Source organism: Myroides gitamensis (genome assembly GCF_029894455.1).
Lineage (GTDB): Bacteria > Bacteroidota > Bacteroidia > Flavobacteriales > Flavobacteriaceae > Flavobacterium > Flavobacterium odoratum.
In genome coordinates this window covers 3,757,747-3,774,195 of record NZ_JARYHN010000001.1, presented here as the reverse complement: position 1 = coordinate 3,774,195, position 16,449 = coordinate 3,757,747, and the positions used below count along the sequence as shown (strand labels likewise).

The 16,449-nt window shown below is 36.2% G+C and carries 11 protein-coding genes, 1 tRNA gene and 2 pseudogenes; 3 read left to right on the top strand and 11 right to left on the bottom strand.

What is annotated here, in order from left to right; translation table 11 throughout:
* The first annotated feature begins 1 nt into the window (after position 1).
* The 3 genes from M2306_RS16760 to M2306_RS16750 all read left to right on the top strand — a co-directional run bounded on the left by M2306_RS16760 (position 2) and on the right by M2306_RS16750 (position 1,771).
* Positions 2 to 955 carry an alpha/beta hydrolase gene (locus M2306_RS16760; protein WP_259188884.1) on the top strand — a complete coding sequence of 318 codons (954 nt, stop codon included), beginning with the start codon at positions 2 to 4 and terminating at the stop codon, positions 953 to 955.
* 4 nt (positions 956 to 959) lie between these two features.
* Positions 960 to 1,577, top strand: coding sequence for an NAD(P)H-dependent oxidoreductase (locus M2306_RS16755; RefSeq protein WP_259188885.1), 618 nt, complete (start codon positions 960 to 962; stop codon positions 1,575 to 1,577).
* 121 nt (positions 1,578 to 1,698) lie between these two features.
* Positions 1,699 to 1,771 (top strand) — tRNA-Met (locus M2306_RS16750).
* 62 nt (positions 1,772 to 1,833) lie between these two features.
* Here the strand turns inward: M2306_RS16750 and M2306_RS16745 are convergent.
* The 11 genes and pseudogenes from M2306_RS16745 to topA form a co-directional block, all read right to left on the bottom strand.
* The gene (locus M2306_RS16745; protein ID WP_259188886.1) at positions 1,834 to 2,865 is read right to left on the bottom strand and encodes an SseB family protein; all 1,032 of its coding nucleotides are present in this window, start codon (positions 2,863 to 2,865) and stop codon (positions 1,834 to 1,836) included.
* A gap of 185 nt (positions 2,866 to 3,050) precedes the next feature.
* A complete protein-coding gene (locus tag M2306_RS16740; RefSeq protein WP_259188887.1) occupies positions 3,051 to 3,689 on the bottom strand; it encodes an alpha/beta hydrolase in 639 nt (212 codons plus the stop codon).
* Complete coding sequence (locus M2306_RS16735) at positions 3,682 to 4,251, bottom strand: hypothetical protein (RefSeq protein WP_259188888.1); 570 nt, start codon at positions 4,249 to 4,251, stop codon at positions 3,682 to 3,684. The genes M2306_RS16740 and M2306_RS16735 overlap by 8 nt, the downstream gene beginning before the upstream one ends.
* 97 nt (positions 4,252 to 4,348) lie before the next feature.
* Positions 4,349 to 6,269: pseudogene (locus M2306_RS16730) on the bottom strand (ABC-F family ATP-binding cassette domain-containing protein).
* A gap of 5 nt (positions 6,270 to 6,274) precedes the next feature.
* Positions 6,275 to 7,344, bottom strand: a pseudogene (locus M2306_RS16725) (NAD(P)/FAD-dependent oxidoreductase).
* 55 nt (positions 7,345 to 7,399) lie between these two features.
* Positions 7,400 to 8,287: a type IX secretion system ring subunit PorN/GldN gene (gene porN / locus M2306_RS16720; protein ID WP_002987631.1), complete on the bottom strand. Its 888-nt coding sequence runs from the start codon at positions 8,285 to 8,287 to the stop codon at positions 7,400 to 7,402.
* Between the two features lie 36 nt (positions 8,288 to 8,323).
* Positions 8,324 to 9,889: a type IX secretion system motor protein PorM/GldM gene (gene porM / locus M2306_RS16715; protein ID WP_115091773.1), complete on the bottom strand. Its 1,566-nt coding sequence runs from the start codon at positions 9,887 to 9,889 to the stop codon at positions 8,324 to 8,326.
* Between the two features lie 26 nt (positions 9,890 to 9,915).
* A complete protein-coding gene (gene porL, locus M2306_RS16710) occupies positions 9,916 to 10,587 on the bottom strand; it encodes a type IX secretion system motor protein PorL/GldL (protein ID WP_060873966.1) in 672 nt (223 codons plus the stop codon).
* Between the two features lie 55 nt (positions 10,588 to 10,642).
* The gene (porK, locus tag M2306_RS16705; RefSeq protein ID WP_115091774.1) at positions 10,643 to 12,043 is read right to left on the bottom strand and encodes a T9SS ring complex lipoprotein PorK/GldK; all 1,401 of its coding nucleotides are present in this window, start codon (positions 12,041 to 12,043) and stop codon (positions 10,643 to 10,645) included.
* Between the two features lie 128 nt (positions 12,044 to 12,171).
* Positions 12,172 to 13,320 carry a formimidoylglutamase gene (locus tag M2306_RS16700; RefSeq protein WP_259188891.1) on the bottom strand — a complete coding sequence of 383 codons (1,149 nt, stop codon included), beginning with the start codon at positions 13,318 to 13,320 and terminating at the stop codon, positions 12,172 to 12,174.
* 14 nt (positions 13,321 to 13,334) lie between these two features.
* A complete protein-coding gene (topA, locus tag M2306_RS16695; RefSeq protein WP_498882901.1) occupies positions 13,335 to 15,860 on the bottom strand; it encodes a type I DNA topoisomerase in 2,526 nt (841 codons plus the stop codon).
* Between the last annotated feature and the right edge of the window lie 589 nt (positions 15,861 to 16,449).

Sequence of the window (16,449 nt, the reverse complement as noted above, 5' to 3'; positions counted from 1 at the left end):
TATGATACAACAAGATATTTCCATCGAGCTGCTACAAGCCATTAATGAAAGTCCTTATAACCAAATTGACTATGACTATCTACTGGCTCATAACCCTGCGCAAATTCGCATCGAAGAACAACAATTAGCAGATACCGAAGAGCCTTTAGCAATTCCAGAGGGTCTAGTCGTTGAAAACCTTGAAATCCCCTCTCGAGAGCTTAATCGAACCATCAGATTAAGAACCTATCGACCATTGGGACAAAGCAATCTTCCCTTGTTAATGTATTTTCATGGGGGTGCTTTTATTTACGGTACACCAGAACAATATGATTTTATTTTTTACCCTATGGCGGTAGCCTTGAATATTTCAATTGTATCTGTTGATTATCGTTTAGCACCTGAACATCCATTTCCCGCAGCCTTAGAAGATGCTTATGATGTATTACTTTGGGTGGCGCAAGAAGCAGGCCAATTGGGAGGAAATAAAGAAAACATCAGCATTGGCGGAAGTAGTGCGGGTGGGACTATTGCAGCTTCGCTCGCTCATCTTGCTCGAGACAAACAAGAAGTTGTACTACAGCATCAATATTTGCTCTATCCTCCGATGGACCATCGTTTGCTCACGCCTTCCATGCAGACCTTAGCTGATGCTCCTATGCAAACCAAAGCTGCTGCCGCTTTCATGTGGAAGTACTATTTAGCCCCCCATCATGAGACTCCACTTCCATATGCTGTACCTTACCTGCAATCAAATTTTGCAGATCTTCCTCCAACTACTTTAATTGTAGCGGAGTTTGATCCCCTCAAGGATGAGGCTAAACAATATGTTGATCAACTCAAGGAAGCTCAAGTTCCAACAACCTTTTTTGAAGTAAAAGGTGCAACGCATGTATTTGACTTTTTTCCAACCGCCATGGCACGCGACTTTTGGCAAGAACAACTTACTTATTTAAAAACCATTTTTATCCGATAATCACATGAATCTCTTAGTCATCAATGGACATCCAAATCCAACTAGTCTTAATGCTACCTTAGCACAAACCTATATCGAAACTGCTCAAGCTTTAGGCGCCACTGTGCGCTATCTCGCTATTGGTGAATTACACTTTAATCCCAACCTCCAGTACGGCTATGCAAAACGCATGGAATTAGAACCTGATTTACTCCGTGCATTAGATGATATCTATTGGAGTACTCATCAAGTTTGGATACATCCGATGTGGTGGGTGGGCATGCCTGCAATCATGAAGGGATTCTTTGATCGTCTATTTTTACCAGGATTAGTGTTTAAGCATCATACTTCAACACATACTGAAGGGCTTTTACAAGGTAAAACAGCACGTATTATAGTAACCATGGGCGATTTATCTCCAGAAATTCATCAATCCGTATATCACGCTAGTGGTTCCATTCCTTTAAAAGAAGGCATATTAGCTTATTGTGGTGTAGAAGTAGAACAAGCGGAAGTTTTTGGCCCGTTGAATGATTATAGCCCGAATGATATTCATCAACTCCTCTTACAAATGAAGGAAAAAGCGAAAGAAGATGTCAAAAAACACCTTTTTACAGCAGTATCAAGCGATATTTTGAATTAAAAAAATTACATATAAAACTAACAACCAACCAGTTACAATATAATTCAAATATTTTTTAAAACTATTTGTTCTTTTTATTTGTTTTATACCATTATTAGTTTGTATATTTGCACCACAATAGCGCGGGATAGAGCAGTAGGCAGCTCGTCGGGCTCATAACCCGAAGGTCACAGGTTCGAGTCCTGTTCCCGCTACTAAGCCAAAAGACTTAATCTAACGATTAGGTCTTTTTTTTTGGTTTATGGTGAACGGTTTACTATTTACCGTTCACAGTTTCCTCCATTGTAGGTCGTTTACGATCACCTGCCATCACATCCTTAATTAAGTTTTTTATATTTTCATTGACTTCATCCTTGGGTGCTAATACTAAGGCTTCTTCAATCAATGCCAAGGCTTCCCCATCACGTTCTGCCAATACCAAATTCATGGCGTGATTGCCCATTAAAGCAAAATCATTGGGTTTTCGTTCCATAGACGCTGCTGAATAGTACAAAGCCTTTTCCAAATCTTGTAAATGAACGGCCTCTAAAGCAGCTTCCATCGGAATAGAATGATTCTCTTCATTAATCACAAATGCTTTTTCTAATAAGGCAAATGCTTCTTCATGACGTTCCAAGCGCTGCAATGCTTTTGCCATCAACACCATACTAGGCCAATGATCTTCAATTAACGCTAGACATTGTTCAAAATAATGTACAGACTCTTCTAATCTTACTTGATCTTTAGCATTCAATTCCTGCATGCGGTACCCACCTAATAGTATCAGGTCCTTTTGTTTTTCACAAGCTAGATCATAGAGGGTATTGAATTGTTCAATATGTTGTCTTTCTGCTTCGTCTGCATCAATTTGATCGTATATCGTACCATTCATCAACTGCTCAATCTCCGCAGGTAATAATTCTTTATGATAAGGTGAATAAGGATTTAAAATGAAAGTAGAACCTTTAGTCATACTGAATAAATCTTGTCCCTTCAAACTAATGTAGGATACTTTTTCCTTCATAATATCCTGATCAAAAACGCGATTCAACGAGGTAAATACAGGAATATACCCTCCATCAAAAGACACCAATTTGACAGTGGTATTTCCTCCGACCATTTGCTCTCCTTCTTCCAATTCCATACCATCTGGAGTCAACACAATCAGTTGATTCCACATTAACTTTTGGTAAAAATATTTCTGTGCATCAATACTAGATGCTCCTTCTATTAAATAACGTTCTAATTCATTTTCAGGAAAAGTAGAGGGTTGTTCTTTTTTCTTTTTAAAAATATCAAATAATTTCATTTACTTTCTTTTAGACTTGTTTCATTGGCGTTTAGCACTCCTCTATATTCATAATTGAATAACGTTGAGCGTTTAGCTGTAACCACTAAAGATACAACACTTTTAATCTTCCTTCCAACTATTGCATACCAAAGCATCACCAACGTTTAACAATGCGCCATACAAATTGAACTTCCCAACTAGGTTTAAATCACCGCTCGTATTATCTGTTCAATTTCTTGCGCGCGATTAACTGTCATAAAATGCCCGCCATCCTCGATTAAATAATCATACTTAACCAGATTGCAAGGTAAAATACGATCCTCGCTACCATGAATATGAACTAAATTAGCGGGTATTTCTTTGTTTTGCCAAGTAAGAATAGCATGAATTGCCCATGTTAGAAATCTTTCATCTGTATCTAATATAATCGTTTGAAGCAATTTTTTTTCTTTTTCGGTATCCACTCCAAAAAACCAGTACGTTAAAAAATTACATTGTTTTAATACAAATGAAGGCATAAGCCTATGTAATCTCCATTGGCCAATAAAAAGATATAGTTTAGGTAATTCTGCTCTTTCTTTAGCAGAAGCCAATATGATTACTTTCTTTACTTTCCGAATTTTAGCAATCTCCACTGCAACCATACCTCCGAAAGATAGACCAATAATAACGGGATGTTCATCTTCGATTTGCATGGCAATACGCTTGGCATAATCAGCCAACGATTCTTTCTTCAAAGGAGGCATCCAAGAGATAAAATGAACAATACTATCGTTAAATCCAAACGTATCAAACACACGTTCATCTACTCCTAACCCACTAAGAACATAAATTTTATTCACGCTTCCTTTTTTTCGCTGCAGACATCGCCTTAACATTAGCTGCAGATTTCATTCTCAACTGAACAACAGCTGTAACTTCTGTCAAATCCAATTGATCCAAGGGAATAACGGCGTAATCCACAATATAATTTTGGTCCAATAGCACCAAATTAGGTTGCGTATTCAACACCACTCCATCGATCATAAAAATCAATTTCCCTTTGTAGCTGATATTTTGTTTGGCCCACTGTTCCAAGACCACTAAATTCGATTTATGTCCTTCTTTCAGTGGCAGGATAATCTTCTTCTCATAAGTAGTCGTCCCAACTGGAAAAAGACCTTCCTCTACTTTGACAGTAGCAAAACTCTTTGGGTTTATGCCCAATAAACTATATCCACCATACAGTTGGTTTTCCACTTCAATTGCAAAATTGTAATGCAACTTATCTATATCTTGAAGCCCAACCTTAGTTGGCATTGCAGCTGACAAATCTGTTTTTTGTTTCGTTTGCGCGGTAGTTGTTGTGCTCCATAACCCGAGGCAAACCATACCTAAAACCCAAAATGTTCGATATACTTTCATTGTATTTTTTTATTAAATGTAAGCAAAAACAACTAATCTTAAACCGAGACCATAAAAAAAGGTTTGTGTGAATCACACAAACCTTTTCTATATCCATTTACATCAACTCTGCAGCTACATCTTCCCATTCCTGCATCAATGCTTCTATTTTCTTTTTGTTCTGCTCATAGGCTTTAAAAAAGCTCTCATCTTGCATCAGTTTTTCATAATCAGCGGCTAATCGTTCGTCGTCTTTAGCGACTTTCTTTTCAAGCTCATTGATTTCACTTTCTATTTTACTCAATCTATTTTGAAGCGTTTTTTGCTTCTTTTGATCTTCGTATGATAAAGCTTCGACTTTCTTTACCTCGACTTTCACTTCAACTTGAGGCTCTTTCTTCTCACTTTTCTTTTCGATTTCACGCATATTTTGCGCTTTGCGTTCTTCTAAGAAATAGTTGATATCCCCCAAGTATTCTTTAATCTTTTGGTCTTTGAATTCATAAACCAAATTAGTTAATCCTTGTAGGAAATCACGGTCGTGTGAAACCAAAATCAAGGTACCTTTAAAGTTTAGTAACGCCTGTTTCAACACATTCTTCGATTTTATATCCAAGTGGTTGGTCGGCTCATCCATCAGCAAGACATTGATAGGAGAAAGTAACATACGACATAAAGCCAAGCGATTTCGCTCTCCTCCAGATAGCACTTTTACTTTCTTCTCTACATCATCCCCTCTAAATAAGAAAGCACCTAGCATATCGCGTACTTTTACGCGATTTCCATCAGTTGCAGCGTCTAACATCGTATCTAAAAGGGTTTTCTCTCCATCTAGATAGTCTGCTTGATTCTGAGCGAAATATCCAATTTGAACGTTATGTCCCAATTTAATTGCTCCATCATATTCAAACTCTTTCATCACCGCTTTAATCAATGTAGATTTTCCTTGTCCATTTTGTCCAACAAACGCAATCTTACTTCCGCGTTCAATTAAGAAATCGACATCTTTAAAAATGACTTTATCACCAAAGCGCTTTGTAACTCCTTCCATTTCCAATACAACCTTACCGGGATCAATACTCACTGGAAACGAAATATTCATTACAGCATTATCATCTTCATCAACCTCAATACGCTCAACCTTGTCTAATTTCTTAATTAGCGATTGTGCCATTGCTGCCTTGGAAGCTTTGTAGCGGAAACGCTCAATTAGCTTCTCAGTCTCCTCTATTTTTTTTGCTTGATTTTTTTGAGTCGCTAATTGCATTTCACGCAATTCTTCGCGCAACAACAAATAGGCAGAATACGGTTTATCAAAATCGTAAATCTTACCTAATGATATTTCAATGGTGCGATTCGTCACATTATCCAAGAACATTTTATCGTGGGAAATAATCACCACGGCTCCTGGATAACTTCTTAGAAATTGTTCCAACCAAATAATACTTTCAATATCCAAGTGGTTTGGTCGGCTCATCGAGTAAAAGCACATCATTATCTTGTAACAACAATTTTGCTAATTCGATACGCATACGCCATCCTCCAGAAAAGGTATCTGTAAGGTTCTCAAAATCTTCACGTTTAAATCCTAATCCTTGTAAGATACGCTCTGTATTACCCACGTAATTATATCCACCGATAATTTCATAACGATGGGTTAAATCACTTAATTTCTCAATTAACTCGCTGTACGATTCTGATTCATAATCGGTACGTTCAGTTAATTCTTTATTCACGCGATCTAATGCCGCTTCAACTTCTTTAATTTCAACAAAGGCTTGGTAAGCTTCTTCTAGTACCGTTCTTCCAGGAATAAAATCAATATCCTGACGTAAAAACCCAATTTTAAGCTCTTTTTCCATTGCGATACTTCCTGTATCGGGTTCCATATCGCGGGATAAAAGTTTCAACATCGTTGACTTTCCAGCTCCATTTTTTCCAACCAAACCAACACGGTCACCAGCCCCAATTTTGAATGTTACGCTTTCAAATAAATATTCTCCTGCAAACGAAACAGACAAATTATGTATATTCAACATAAATACTACTTCTTTAATTTAAACTTTTTGTAGCGATGGATGGAGATATTTTCCTCCAACGCCCTATCTTTTTCTATGTAATTATATAATTGTTCTGCTAAATAAGGTGCGAGTAAAACCCCACGTGTCCCCAATCCATTCAACACAAAAATACGATCTGATTCTAAACTTCTTCCCAACAAAGGACGGCGATCTTTCACCGTAGGACGAATCCCCGCAATGTGTTCTATTATTTCAAAATCTAAATCAATAAAACTCTTCAACCCTTCGATTAGTTCTTCTCTTCCTTCTTTTGTAGGAACATCTGTTTTATCCTCCCAGTTATATGTAGCGCCTAGTTTGTATTTATCCTCTCCAATCGGAATCAAAAATACACCTGCTTTCAACATAAAATCACATTTCAAACCTGGAATTTTAACAATCATCAGCTCTCCTTTTGTTCCATCCAAGGGCAATTCTTTAAAAAAGGGATTTTGCAATAGACCAAAACCTTCTGCAAAGACAATGCGTCCAGCTTCTATTCCTTTATATGAAATACCATTTTCATGATATACCAACTGGTCGTAATCAAAAGTTTCCCTTTTGTAACATCCAATTTGTGTCAAATAACGGCGATAAGCAGGAATTAAATCATCTGTTTCCAGATACCCTGTTGCCTTTACTTTTCCTAAACCGAAGGACAAATCTACACCATCTAGTTGCATCTTTACAATTTCGGGCGATAAAAAGGTATTTAAATTTGGTCGATCAGCTGCTTGAAACCAATTATTCTGTTCTTCAATAGAAGCGAGACGACGGTATAAGTCCATCGGATACCAGCATTTCACTTGTAATTTTGCTTCTAAGGCAGGATAAAACACTTCAGCTATAACTAATTGCTCCTTCACTTTCCAAACATCCGTAAAGCGTTTGAGTACAACAGGATTGTGTACATACCTCCAGCAATTAACGAAGAAGAACGTTCTTCTGAATCAATCACAACAAACGTTTTCCCTTCTTGTGCTAGCTTTTCTGTGAAAGCAATACCAGCTAATCCCGTTCCTACAACAATATAATCCACCATAATTGAAATCATAAAAAAAGCTCTTATCTAATTTAGATAAGAGCTTTATAAATTAGTAATTACAAAATTAGTAATTCCATAAATCATCTTCAAGGTTTCTGATCAATTCTTTGATGCGTTCGCCTTCAAATAATTGACTTAACTCTCCACCTTTGATGTAATCGTTAATACGAGAATCCCCATATTGATTATCTGCTTTGTAAATCGTAGAGCTAAAGCGTCTAGCATTTAACAAATGATCAAAGTTCATAGGATTCATTGGGTTTTTAGAGTTAAATACCTGAGCATCAAACAAAGTAGTTCTAGCATCTGGGAAGAAAATCCAGAAAAGCTCTACTGCGTTTTCTACATCAGCTCCTTTCGTGTATAAGTCAACTACTACTGGAGCAATTCCTAATAAACGATATTTTAACTGTCCCTCATTGCGGTCAAAAAACCACAATCCCAACACGTGATACGATTTTACATCAGATGGACGTAATTCAATACGTTGAATATATTCCTCTGGAATTTTTTCACCAGCATTATAGTATTCAATACCAGCATCTGTAGTATCAACTTTCACGAAAGATGTTTCAAGTTCCTTTAATGTTCTTTTTCTTTTAAAGTCACTATCATCGTATACTTCTGTGATAGTTCCAGACTTAATACCATCAATCAAAGCTTGGAACATTGATTTTCTTCCATCTCCAGATACCTCTTCGATTGGATAGTAATAAGACTCATTAGCTTTCTCTTCAAGAGAAATGTTTTCCCATACTTTAATACCAAATAGGATATCCTTATCTGCTACATACCCGTATGGAATTGGTCCTTCGCTTTGTACGTATATATCTTGAATACTTTTCATTCCAATTTCCTCAGCAGACTTAGCATTTAATAAGTTGCTTTGTGCAAATGATTGCAATGAGAATATTGAAAATGCTACAAATAGTGAAATTTTTTTCCAGTTCATATTATTCAAAGTTTTCTTCTTTTATTTATTTCGAAATTACATGATTTCGAATGTACAAGGTGCTGTTTTCTTCAATGCATAATCACTTGCACCGTCTAAACGTACCTTGATATCAGAAATAACAACCACATCTCCTAGTCTTGCTTTAGAAATCGCAGCTTTCGCTCTGTCATTCATTCTATTCCCTTGAACTACCACAGATGGTTGTCCTGGAACTTGCAATACAAATCCTGTAACTGTTAAACCTAATTCAAAATCAAAATCTTCTAATTTTGCACCGATGGTAACCACTTCTAAGTTAGACTTAGGTCCTTTCGCAGCGTATTCACCACGAACTGTACCACGAGGTGCAGGAATATCTTTAATTCTAAATACTTTTTTATCGCTTACAGATGTTCCGTCAGGTAATTTTCCAGTTACATTAATTGTAACTTCTCTACCTGCTTGTGGACGCATGTTATACTGTCCTGCTTTTCCTCCTTTAGATAAACCAGGAGCAGAAGCTACTACTTTATCATCAGAAATACCAGCAAAAGAAATTGTCATTGGGTTTGTTACCCCACGGTACACCACGTTCATTTTATCTGCTGAGATATTCGCTGAATTTGGTTTTGGTACAACAACATAGTTTCCTTTGATGTCGATTTCAACTGGTTTTCCGTCTTCCATGAATGTAAATTTACCTTTTACATCATGCTCACCAACGTTACCAGTTCCAAAGCTCAAGTTTACTTGTCCATCTTCTAAAGCTTTTGATAAATCAACTTTTTGTCCATTTACAATTACTTCCGTAGGAACTGTAGATTTATCATAACGACCTAATACTACTTTACCTTTAAACTGTTCTCCAGCAAAGAAAGCCGATTTCTCAGGAATTACGATAGCTGCATAGTTACGCATTGAAGCCGCTTGACTCAATGTATTCCCTAATAAGCTATTGTAAATTTCGTGCTCAATAACCATTGCATCATTTTGCATCGTAGATAATTTCGTCAATGATGCAATTGCTGGAAATCCTTGGAAATTGTAATTTAAATAAGGCTTTACAACTCCTTCTCCGTCTTTTACATCAGAAATATCAAATCTATTTTGCAAATCTACAACAATTGGTTGAAACTTAACGTCTTCACCTACTATACCTAAAATTGCACTCTTATATTTTTCAATTGCTCCAATAAATTCCTCTCCTTGTGTAGAGTATTTATCGCCACTAAACCAAGCTTGATCAATTACATCCCCTTTTTCCATACGCTCCGCTGGTAGTTTACCATCAATACGTTGTGCTTCTAATGGATCTGTAATTTGTTTTTTAACTGTAGCAACGTAATCGTAAAACTCTTTCGTTACAGCAGCTACTTGCTTAGCTTTCTTATAAGGCTCGCCAAAACGAGTTGGATCATCCGCTGATTTAGCTTCTAAACCTCCTAATAATCTGTCATTATTGTCTATCGCCGAAACGTTCGCCGATTCAAATTTATCGTTTACCATACCAAAAGCTGATAAAACCTCCTTTGACATCTGAAGTGCCATCATCGCGATGAACACAAGATACATAAGGTTAATCATCCTTTGCCTAGGCGTCAATTTTGCTCCTCCTGCCATTATTTATAACTTTATCTGATTATAAATTAATTAGCACCACGGTTTCCCATTGCAGAAAGCATACCTCCATAAACAGTGTTTAAAGAAGACAAGTTGCTTGTTAAAGCAGACATTTGCTCTTTTAATTTGATATTATTTTCGGCAACTTCTTTATTGATTTCAGCGTTACGAGTAGCACTTTCCAATTGTACTTTATACATTGAGTTTAAAGATTCCAATTGAGCAGCAGCCATTGACATTTCTTCTGCATATTTTCTAGTAGAAGCTACAGAGTCAACTGTTGGAGCAATCTCTTTTGATGCTGCTTCAAAGTTTCTGATACTTTTGCTTAAACTATTCATTAACTCTCCGTCAATTTTCGCTTCTTTCAATAAATCATCTAATTTTTTAGATAACATACCTTGTTCTTCTGTTGTTCCACCGCCAACAAATCCTACAGCACTACCACCACCTCTAACTTGTGTTGGTTCTCCACCTTTTAATTCTGGATACACTTTAGACCAATCTAACTCGTCATCAACTGGTTCAAAAGCAGATATCGCAAAAATAAGAGCTTCTACAACCAATCCTAAAGTTAGCATATTATTTCCATTAATTGGACCTAACTCCATGTGCGTAATCTTAAATAATGCACCGATAATCACAACTGAAGCCCCCATTCCATAACAGAAGTTCATTACTTTTTTAGGTATTGCCATAATTTTTTAATTGTTTTAATTGTTTGTCTATAATCTATAATTGTTTTGGTTCTGGTTATCTAGCCATTTTAGACGCATTGCTTCTAGACATAGATCCTGAAACAGATTGTACTGTTCTAAATCCGATGTATGATCTAGCAGAATCTGCGTATTCTGAATCACGTGTAGCAACTTGTAACATATAAGCTGGGTCTCTCCAAGATCCCCCTCTAACTACTTTTAATGGCGTATCTGATCTTCTGTTTTTTGGTTTTAAGCTTGACATGAAATCATACGATGATGAATCATATGGTGAACTTGTCCATTCTGCTACGTTTCCAGACATATTGTATAAATTATATCCGTTTGGTGGATAAGCACGTGCTTCAGCTGTATAAGTAGCTCCATCCGCTGCATAGTCAAAACGACTAGGTTTGAAGTTTGCCATAAAACAACCTTTTTCATCTGTTGTATATGGACCACCCCAAGGATACATAGCTCCTTCTAAACCACCTCTAGCTGCAAATTCCCATTCGCTTTCCATTGGCAATCTGTACTCATGTACTTCAGAAGGTAAACGTTTTGAACGTAAGAATGTGTTTTTATATAACGTTCTCCATGCTGCAAACGCTCTAGCTTGATTCCAGTTTACACCCACAACAGGATATTCACCAAAAGCTTCGTGCCAGAAATAATCATTGTGCATTGGCTCGTTATAAGAGTATTGGAATTCTTTAATCCAACGTGTTGTATCAGGATAGATTAATAACGTTTCCGTTTTTAAATGTCTGCTACGTTTTCCACGAGGATCAACTCCTTTATCTTTCATTGCTCCTTCTAAATCCACATACGTGTATTTGAATTTAATTTTAGAAGCATCAAACATACCTAATCCGTTATATGTTTCAGAAGCTGGAATGTATAAAGAGTCCATTACTTCAACATAATATTCGTCTGGATAACGATCTACCGATACAGGTAAGTTCACTTTTTTATTCAATCTTCTACCTGCATACATATCATCGCTGCTATCCATGCTGTAGTAGTTTTCATACATATATCTTTGATAAGGCGTCATACGATCTAGATTTTCTTCATTATCTAGAAATGCATAAGCACCAATACCACCACCATCTGGAGTCAATCCCATATCATCCGCAGCAATAGCTAAACGAGTTCGGATAACCGAATCCTTTACCCAATCCACAAATTTTCTGTACTGGTTATTTGTAACAGCAGTCTCATCCATGTAGAATGAACCAACAGTTACCGTTTTTGTTGGAGCATCTTGTGCACCAAGGAAATCTTCGTTTGATTGTCCCATTGTAAAAGTTCCACCTGGAACTAAAGACATACCATGAGGCTTCGTAGTTGACCATCTCTTACCTTCTACTCCGCCTAACAACTCACCTCGATCTCCAGTACCACAGCTGCATACCAAAGCTAAAACTGCTCCTAACGTAATGATCTTCTTCATATATTATTTAGGTTTTCTTATATACTTCTTAAAAATGTAAACGTATTCAATTATTTTTAATTTTCAAAAACAAAGCTATAAAAAATTTAGTTTATATTTAACATATGTAAATGTTAAATTTTTCAAGCTTAAACTAAACTCTTTTTAAATGCTCTCCACCATCTATCAGGTAATTGCTGAGCGGTCGCCTTTTCGTAATCTTCATAGCTACAAGGCAGCAATATTTTCTTTGTTAACTTTTCATTAACACCCGTCCCAACATTCACTTCTATCCACCACCTTCCGGAAATATCGCTCTTGTAAAATATCAAATTCTCGTAATCATCAAAAGGCACTATATATTTTATATAATTATCCTTACAGGCAAATGGATATTCATTGTAGCGATAATTAACTCCTTCAATAAAATACCACAATATTTGTCCTAATAATAACGTTTCATTTGTTTGATTATTATAATTAAATATACCAAAAGTACTAACTTTATCGCTTAATCCACTATAACGAGCCAAAGAACAAATCTCTCTTCCATCAAATCCGTTGGGATTATAGGTAGCAAAATTCCCTGAATCACTTGACTTTACAGCGTTGACGTCGATACTTACAATATCCGCATCGCGCAATACTGGTTCCGCCAATGCAATATTATTAATAATTTCTCCAACTCGGTACGCTTCAAAGTATAAACTTTCAATTAAATCGATCTCTTCTTGCGAATTATAATACGTTTGGTAGCCTAAGTTTGAAAAATTAAACAAATTATTCGGTTCTTCTAGAATAATTCTCGACAGGAAACTTTCTGCCGCATGGCCTCCATCTTTTGCTACATCTAATTTATGATCGATGCAAACGAGGTTTACCATTTGTTCTAATTTATCATAACCTCGATATAACGCATAGGTCAAATCTTGGCTTCCTCCTATCACCACAGGAATTGTTCCGTTCTTTACTAAATCTTCTACAATTTTCCTTAATAGAAAATAAGTATCCTCCATCGATTCACCGGGTGTAATATCCCCTAAATCTGCTATTCGAACATTCCAATTCCCAGGAAATAACGTATAAAAAGCTTTTCTAACTTTCATCAGGTCCACCATAGCAGGTTCCGAAGCTAATCCTCTATTATCAGTTACACCTATAATAGCGATTTTATATTGCTCGTACTTATCGAAAGTACCACCGGAATGGAAATAAACTTTTTTACCTAAACTTTGGCTAGGTAATCCATCGATGTAATTTCTAAATTCAATACTAACTGGACGTAAAAGTTCTAACATGCCTTACTATTCAATTATTTCTTGGTCGTTGTTTTCTTAGTTGTAGCTTTTTTAGCTGCTGTTTTTTTAGCTGCTGTAGCCTTTGTTTTCTTCGCAGGTGTTTTCGCCTCAATCATTGCTTTGACCTCATCCAAGGTTAAAGCTTGTGCATCTACATCCTTAGATAACTCTATTTTTACTTTACCTTTTAAGATAACTGATCTTCCCCATCTTGCTTTCTCCACGCGAATACCTTCTGCTGTCCAATCGTGAATGACCTTATCTTTTTCTTTCTGAATTTTATCTTCAATCAATTCAGTGATATCTTGATTCGATAAATTATCGAAGTTGTATTTCTTATTGACATTGATAAAGATATTATTCCACTTCAAGTAAGGACCAAATCGCCCTACACCTTTTTGTACTGGTAAATCTTGATAAGTAGCAATTGGCCTATCTGCTTCCTCTTTTTCTTGAATAAACTCTAACGCTTTTTCGTAAGACACATCTAGTGGTTCTAACCCTTTCGGCAAAGAAATAAACGTTTTTCCAACGCGTACATAAGGACCAAATCGTCCATTATTTGCTTCTACTTCTTCTCCTTTATATTCCCCTAACATACGAGGCAATAAGAATAGCTTTAATGCTTCTTCTAAAGTGATTGTTCCTATATTTTGATCTGGCGCTAAACTTGCAAATTGTTTATTTTCATCTTCAGCATCACCAATTTGAGCCATAGGCCCGAATTTCCCTAAACGAACTAGCACTGGTTTACCAGAAGCAGGATCCGTACCTAAAATACGTTCCCCTGATTCACGCTCTGCATTTTCTTCAACATCTTTTACTGTTGGATGAAAGTGATCGTAAAACTCACGCATCATCTTCGCCCAATCTTCTTCTTCTCCTGCAGCAATAGCATCAAAATCTTCTTCTACTTTCGCCGTAAAGTTATAATCTAAGATTGTTTTGAAATTCTTCACTAAGAAATCGTTGACAATAATTCCAATATCAGTCGGAATCATTTTTCCTTTATCTGACCCTGTTTTTTCAACCAACACTTTTTCAGTCACAGCAGCTTGAGCTAGCGTCATTACTTTATAATTGCGCTCTTTTCCTTCTGTTGTTCCTTTTTCTACATAATTACGTGCAATGATTGTAGAAATCGTTGGTGCATAGGTAGATGGTCGTCCAATTCCTAATTCTTCTAGTTTCTTTACTAAAGAAGCTTCTGTATAACGAGCAGCAGGTTTACTAAAGCGTTGTGTTGCCACAATTGCATTAGATAAAAGTGACTCTCCTACTTTTAAGTGTGGTAAGATTCCTTCAACTTCTTCTTCTTCGTCATCATGTCCTTCTAAGTATACCTTTAAGAACCCGTCAAATAACAACACTTCACCAGTAGCTACGAATAAATCGCTGTATTTATTCGCACCGATTTTCACATTCGTACGCTCCAATTTAGCATCACTCATCTGAGAAGCTAACGTACGTTTCCAGATCAAATCGTACAAACGCGCTTGATCTCTATCCAAAGGCACAGAGTGCAAAGCCATATTCGTAGGTCTAATTGCCTCGTGCGCTTCTTGTGCTCCTTTGCTCTTTGTTACATAACTTCTTGATTGTACATATTCTGCACCATATGATTTTGCAATTTCAGCAGCAGCAGCTTTGGTCGCTTCTTCAGATAAATTCACACTATCGGTTCTCATATAGGTGATATATCCTTCTTCGTACAAACGCTGTGCTAACATCATAGTCTGTCCAACAGAATAATACAACTTACGCGCTGCTTCCTGTTGTAATGTTGATGTTGTAAATGGTGCGGCTGGTGATTTTTTAGCGGGTTTTGTTTCTAAATCCTTAATGGCATAGTTTGCTCCTATATTAAGGTTTAAAAAATCTTTGGCTTCTTGTTCACTAGCAAAATTCTTTGATAATCTTGCTTTGACAACTTTGCCTTCAGCAGTTTTAAATTCTGCTGTTATAATATAAGAAGATTCGATTTTAAAATCGTTGATCTCTTTCTCTCTTTCAACAATTAATCGAACAGCTACAGACTGAACACGTCCAGCAGATAACCCTCCTTTTACTTTTTTCCACAATACGGGTGATAACTCATACCCCACCAAACGGTCTAATACACGTCTAGCTTGTTGTGCATTTACTAAATTATAATTAATCCCTCTTGGGTTATCAATCGCTTTTAGAATTGCTGACTTAGTAATTTCGTGAAAAACAATGCGTTTTGTTTTGTTTTGATCTAGTTTTAACTCTTCTGCCAAATGCCAAGCAATAGCCTCACCCTCACGGTCCTCATCGGAAGCTAACCAAACAACTTCTGCATTTTTAGAAAGATCTTTTAGTTTCTTTACTACTGCTTTCTTATCACTAGAAACCTCATATTTGGGTTTAAAATTATCTTCTACATTAACTCCTATCTCTTTAGAAGGTAAATCCGCTATATGTCCATAACTAGATTCTACCTGATAATCTTTTCCTAAAAATTTCTCAATTGTTTTTGCCTTTGCAGGCGACTCCACGATCACTAAATTCTTTGCCATACTTCATTCTTTTGTGAAGCAAAAATATGCGTTTTTTCTTAATATTTCTACTTCAACCGATATAATTCATACTTTCTCTTAAAATCCTTTCCGATGATTTAAAAAATATACACTTTTTTAACGTTGATTAGAAAAAAATTCTTTTTTTTACCCAACACCTTATATAATCAGAAATTCGTTCAAAAGTAAAAAAACAAAAGTAATTAACGCATACCTTCTTGTGTATTTTACTTCTTACATAAATTCAGAACACCTATAATATAAGGAAAATCCGCTTATTTCTGTACTAAAAAAAACGATTTTTCACTTAGTAATAACTACTCCTTTTCATCGCAAAATTCATATTTCTACTGGTATTAATTATCGTAGTTCATCTCTGCGTAAAACTCAACTTTTGTTACTAAAAAAAGCTTGCGTAACTCTTTTTTTAGTTTTCTCACGACCTATTCAAACCATTCCTCAACTGTGCTTCAAAATTCTATTAGCCGCACATTTAAAGCAGCAGTTCCGTTCAAATAGAACCTCCGGAATAAAAGATTACCTCTTCATTGCAATAAAATCGCTAAGAGCTTCTTAAATATAAAGCTGT

Excerpts from the sequence above, each read along its gene's own strand:
- topA (WP_498882901.1), bottom strand. The coding sequence starts at position 15,860 with ATGGCAAAGAATTTAGTGATCGTGGAGTCGCCTGCAAAGGCAAAAACA.
- M2306_RS16755 (WP_259188885.1), top strand. The coding sequence starts at position 960 with ATGAATCTCTTAGTCATCAATGGACATCCAAATCCAACTAGTCTTAAT.
- M2306_RS16735 (WP_259188888.1), bottom strand. The coding sequence starts at position 4,251 with ATGAAAGTATATCGAACATTTTGGGTTTTAGGTATGGTTTGCCTCGGG.
- M2306_RS16745 (WP_259188886.1), bottom strand. The coding sequence starts at position 2,865 with ATGAAATTATTTGATATTTTTAAAAAGAAAAAAGAACAACCCTCTACT.
- M2306_RS16700 (WP_259188891.1), bottom strand. The coding sequence starts at position 13,320 with ATGTTAGAACTTTTACGTCCAGTTAGTATTGAATTTAGAAATTACATC.
- porK (WP_115091774.1), bottom strand. The coding sequence starts at position 12,043 with ATGAAGAAGATCATTACGTTAGGAGCAGTTTTAGCTTTGGTATGCAGC.
- porM (WP_115091773.1), bottom strand. The coding sequence starts at position 9,889 with ATGGCAGGAGGAGCAAAATTGACGCCTAGGCAAAGGATGATTAACCTT.
- M2306_RS16760 (WP_259188884.1), top strand. The coding sequence starts at position 2 with ATGATACAACAAGATATTTCCATCGAGCTGCTACAAGCCATTAATGAA.
- porN (WP_002987631.1), bottom strand. The coding sequence starts at position 8,287 with ATGAACTGGAAAAAAATTTCACTATTTGTAGCATTTTCAATATTCTCA.
- porL (WP_060873966.1), bottom strand. The coding sequence starts at position 10,587 with ATGGCAATACCTAAAAAAGTAATGAACTTCTGTTATGGAATGGGGGCT.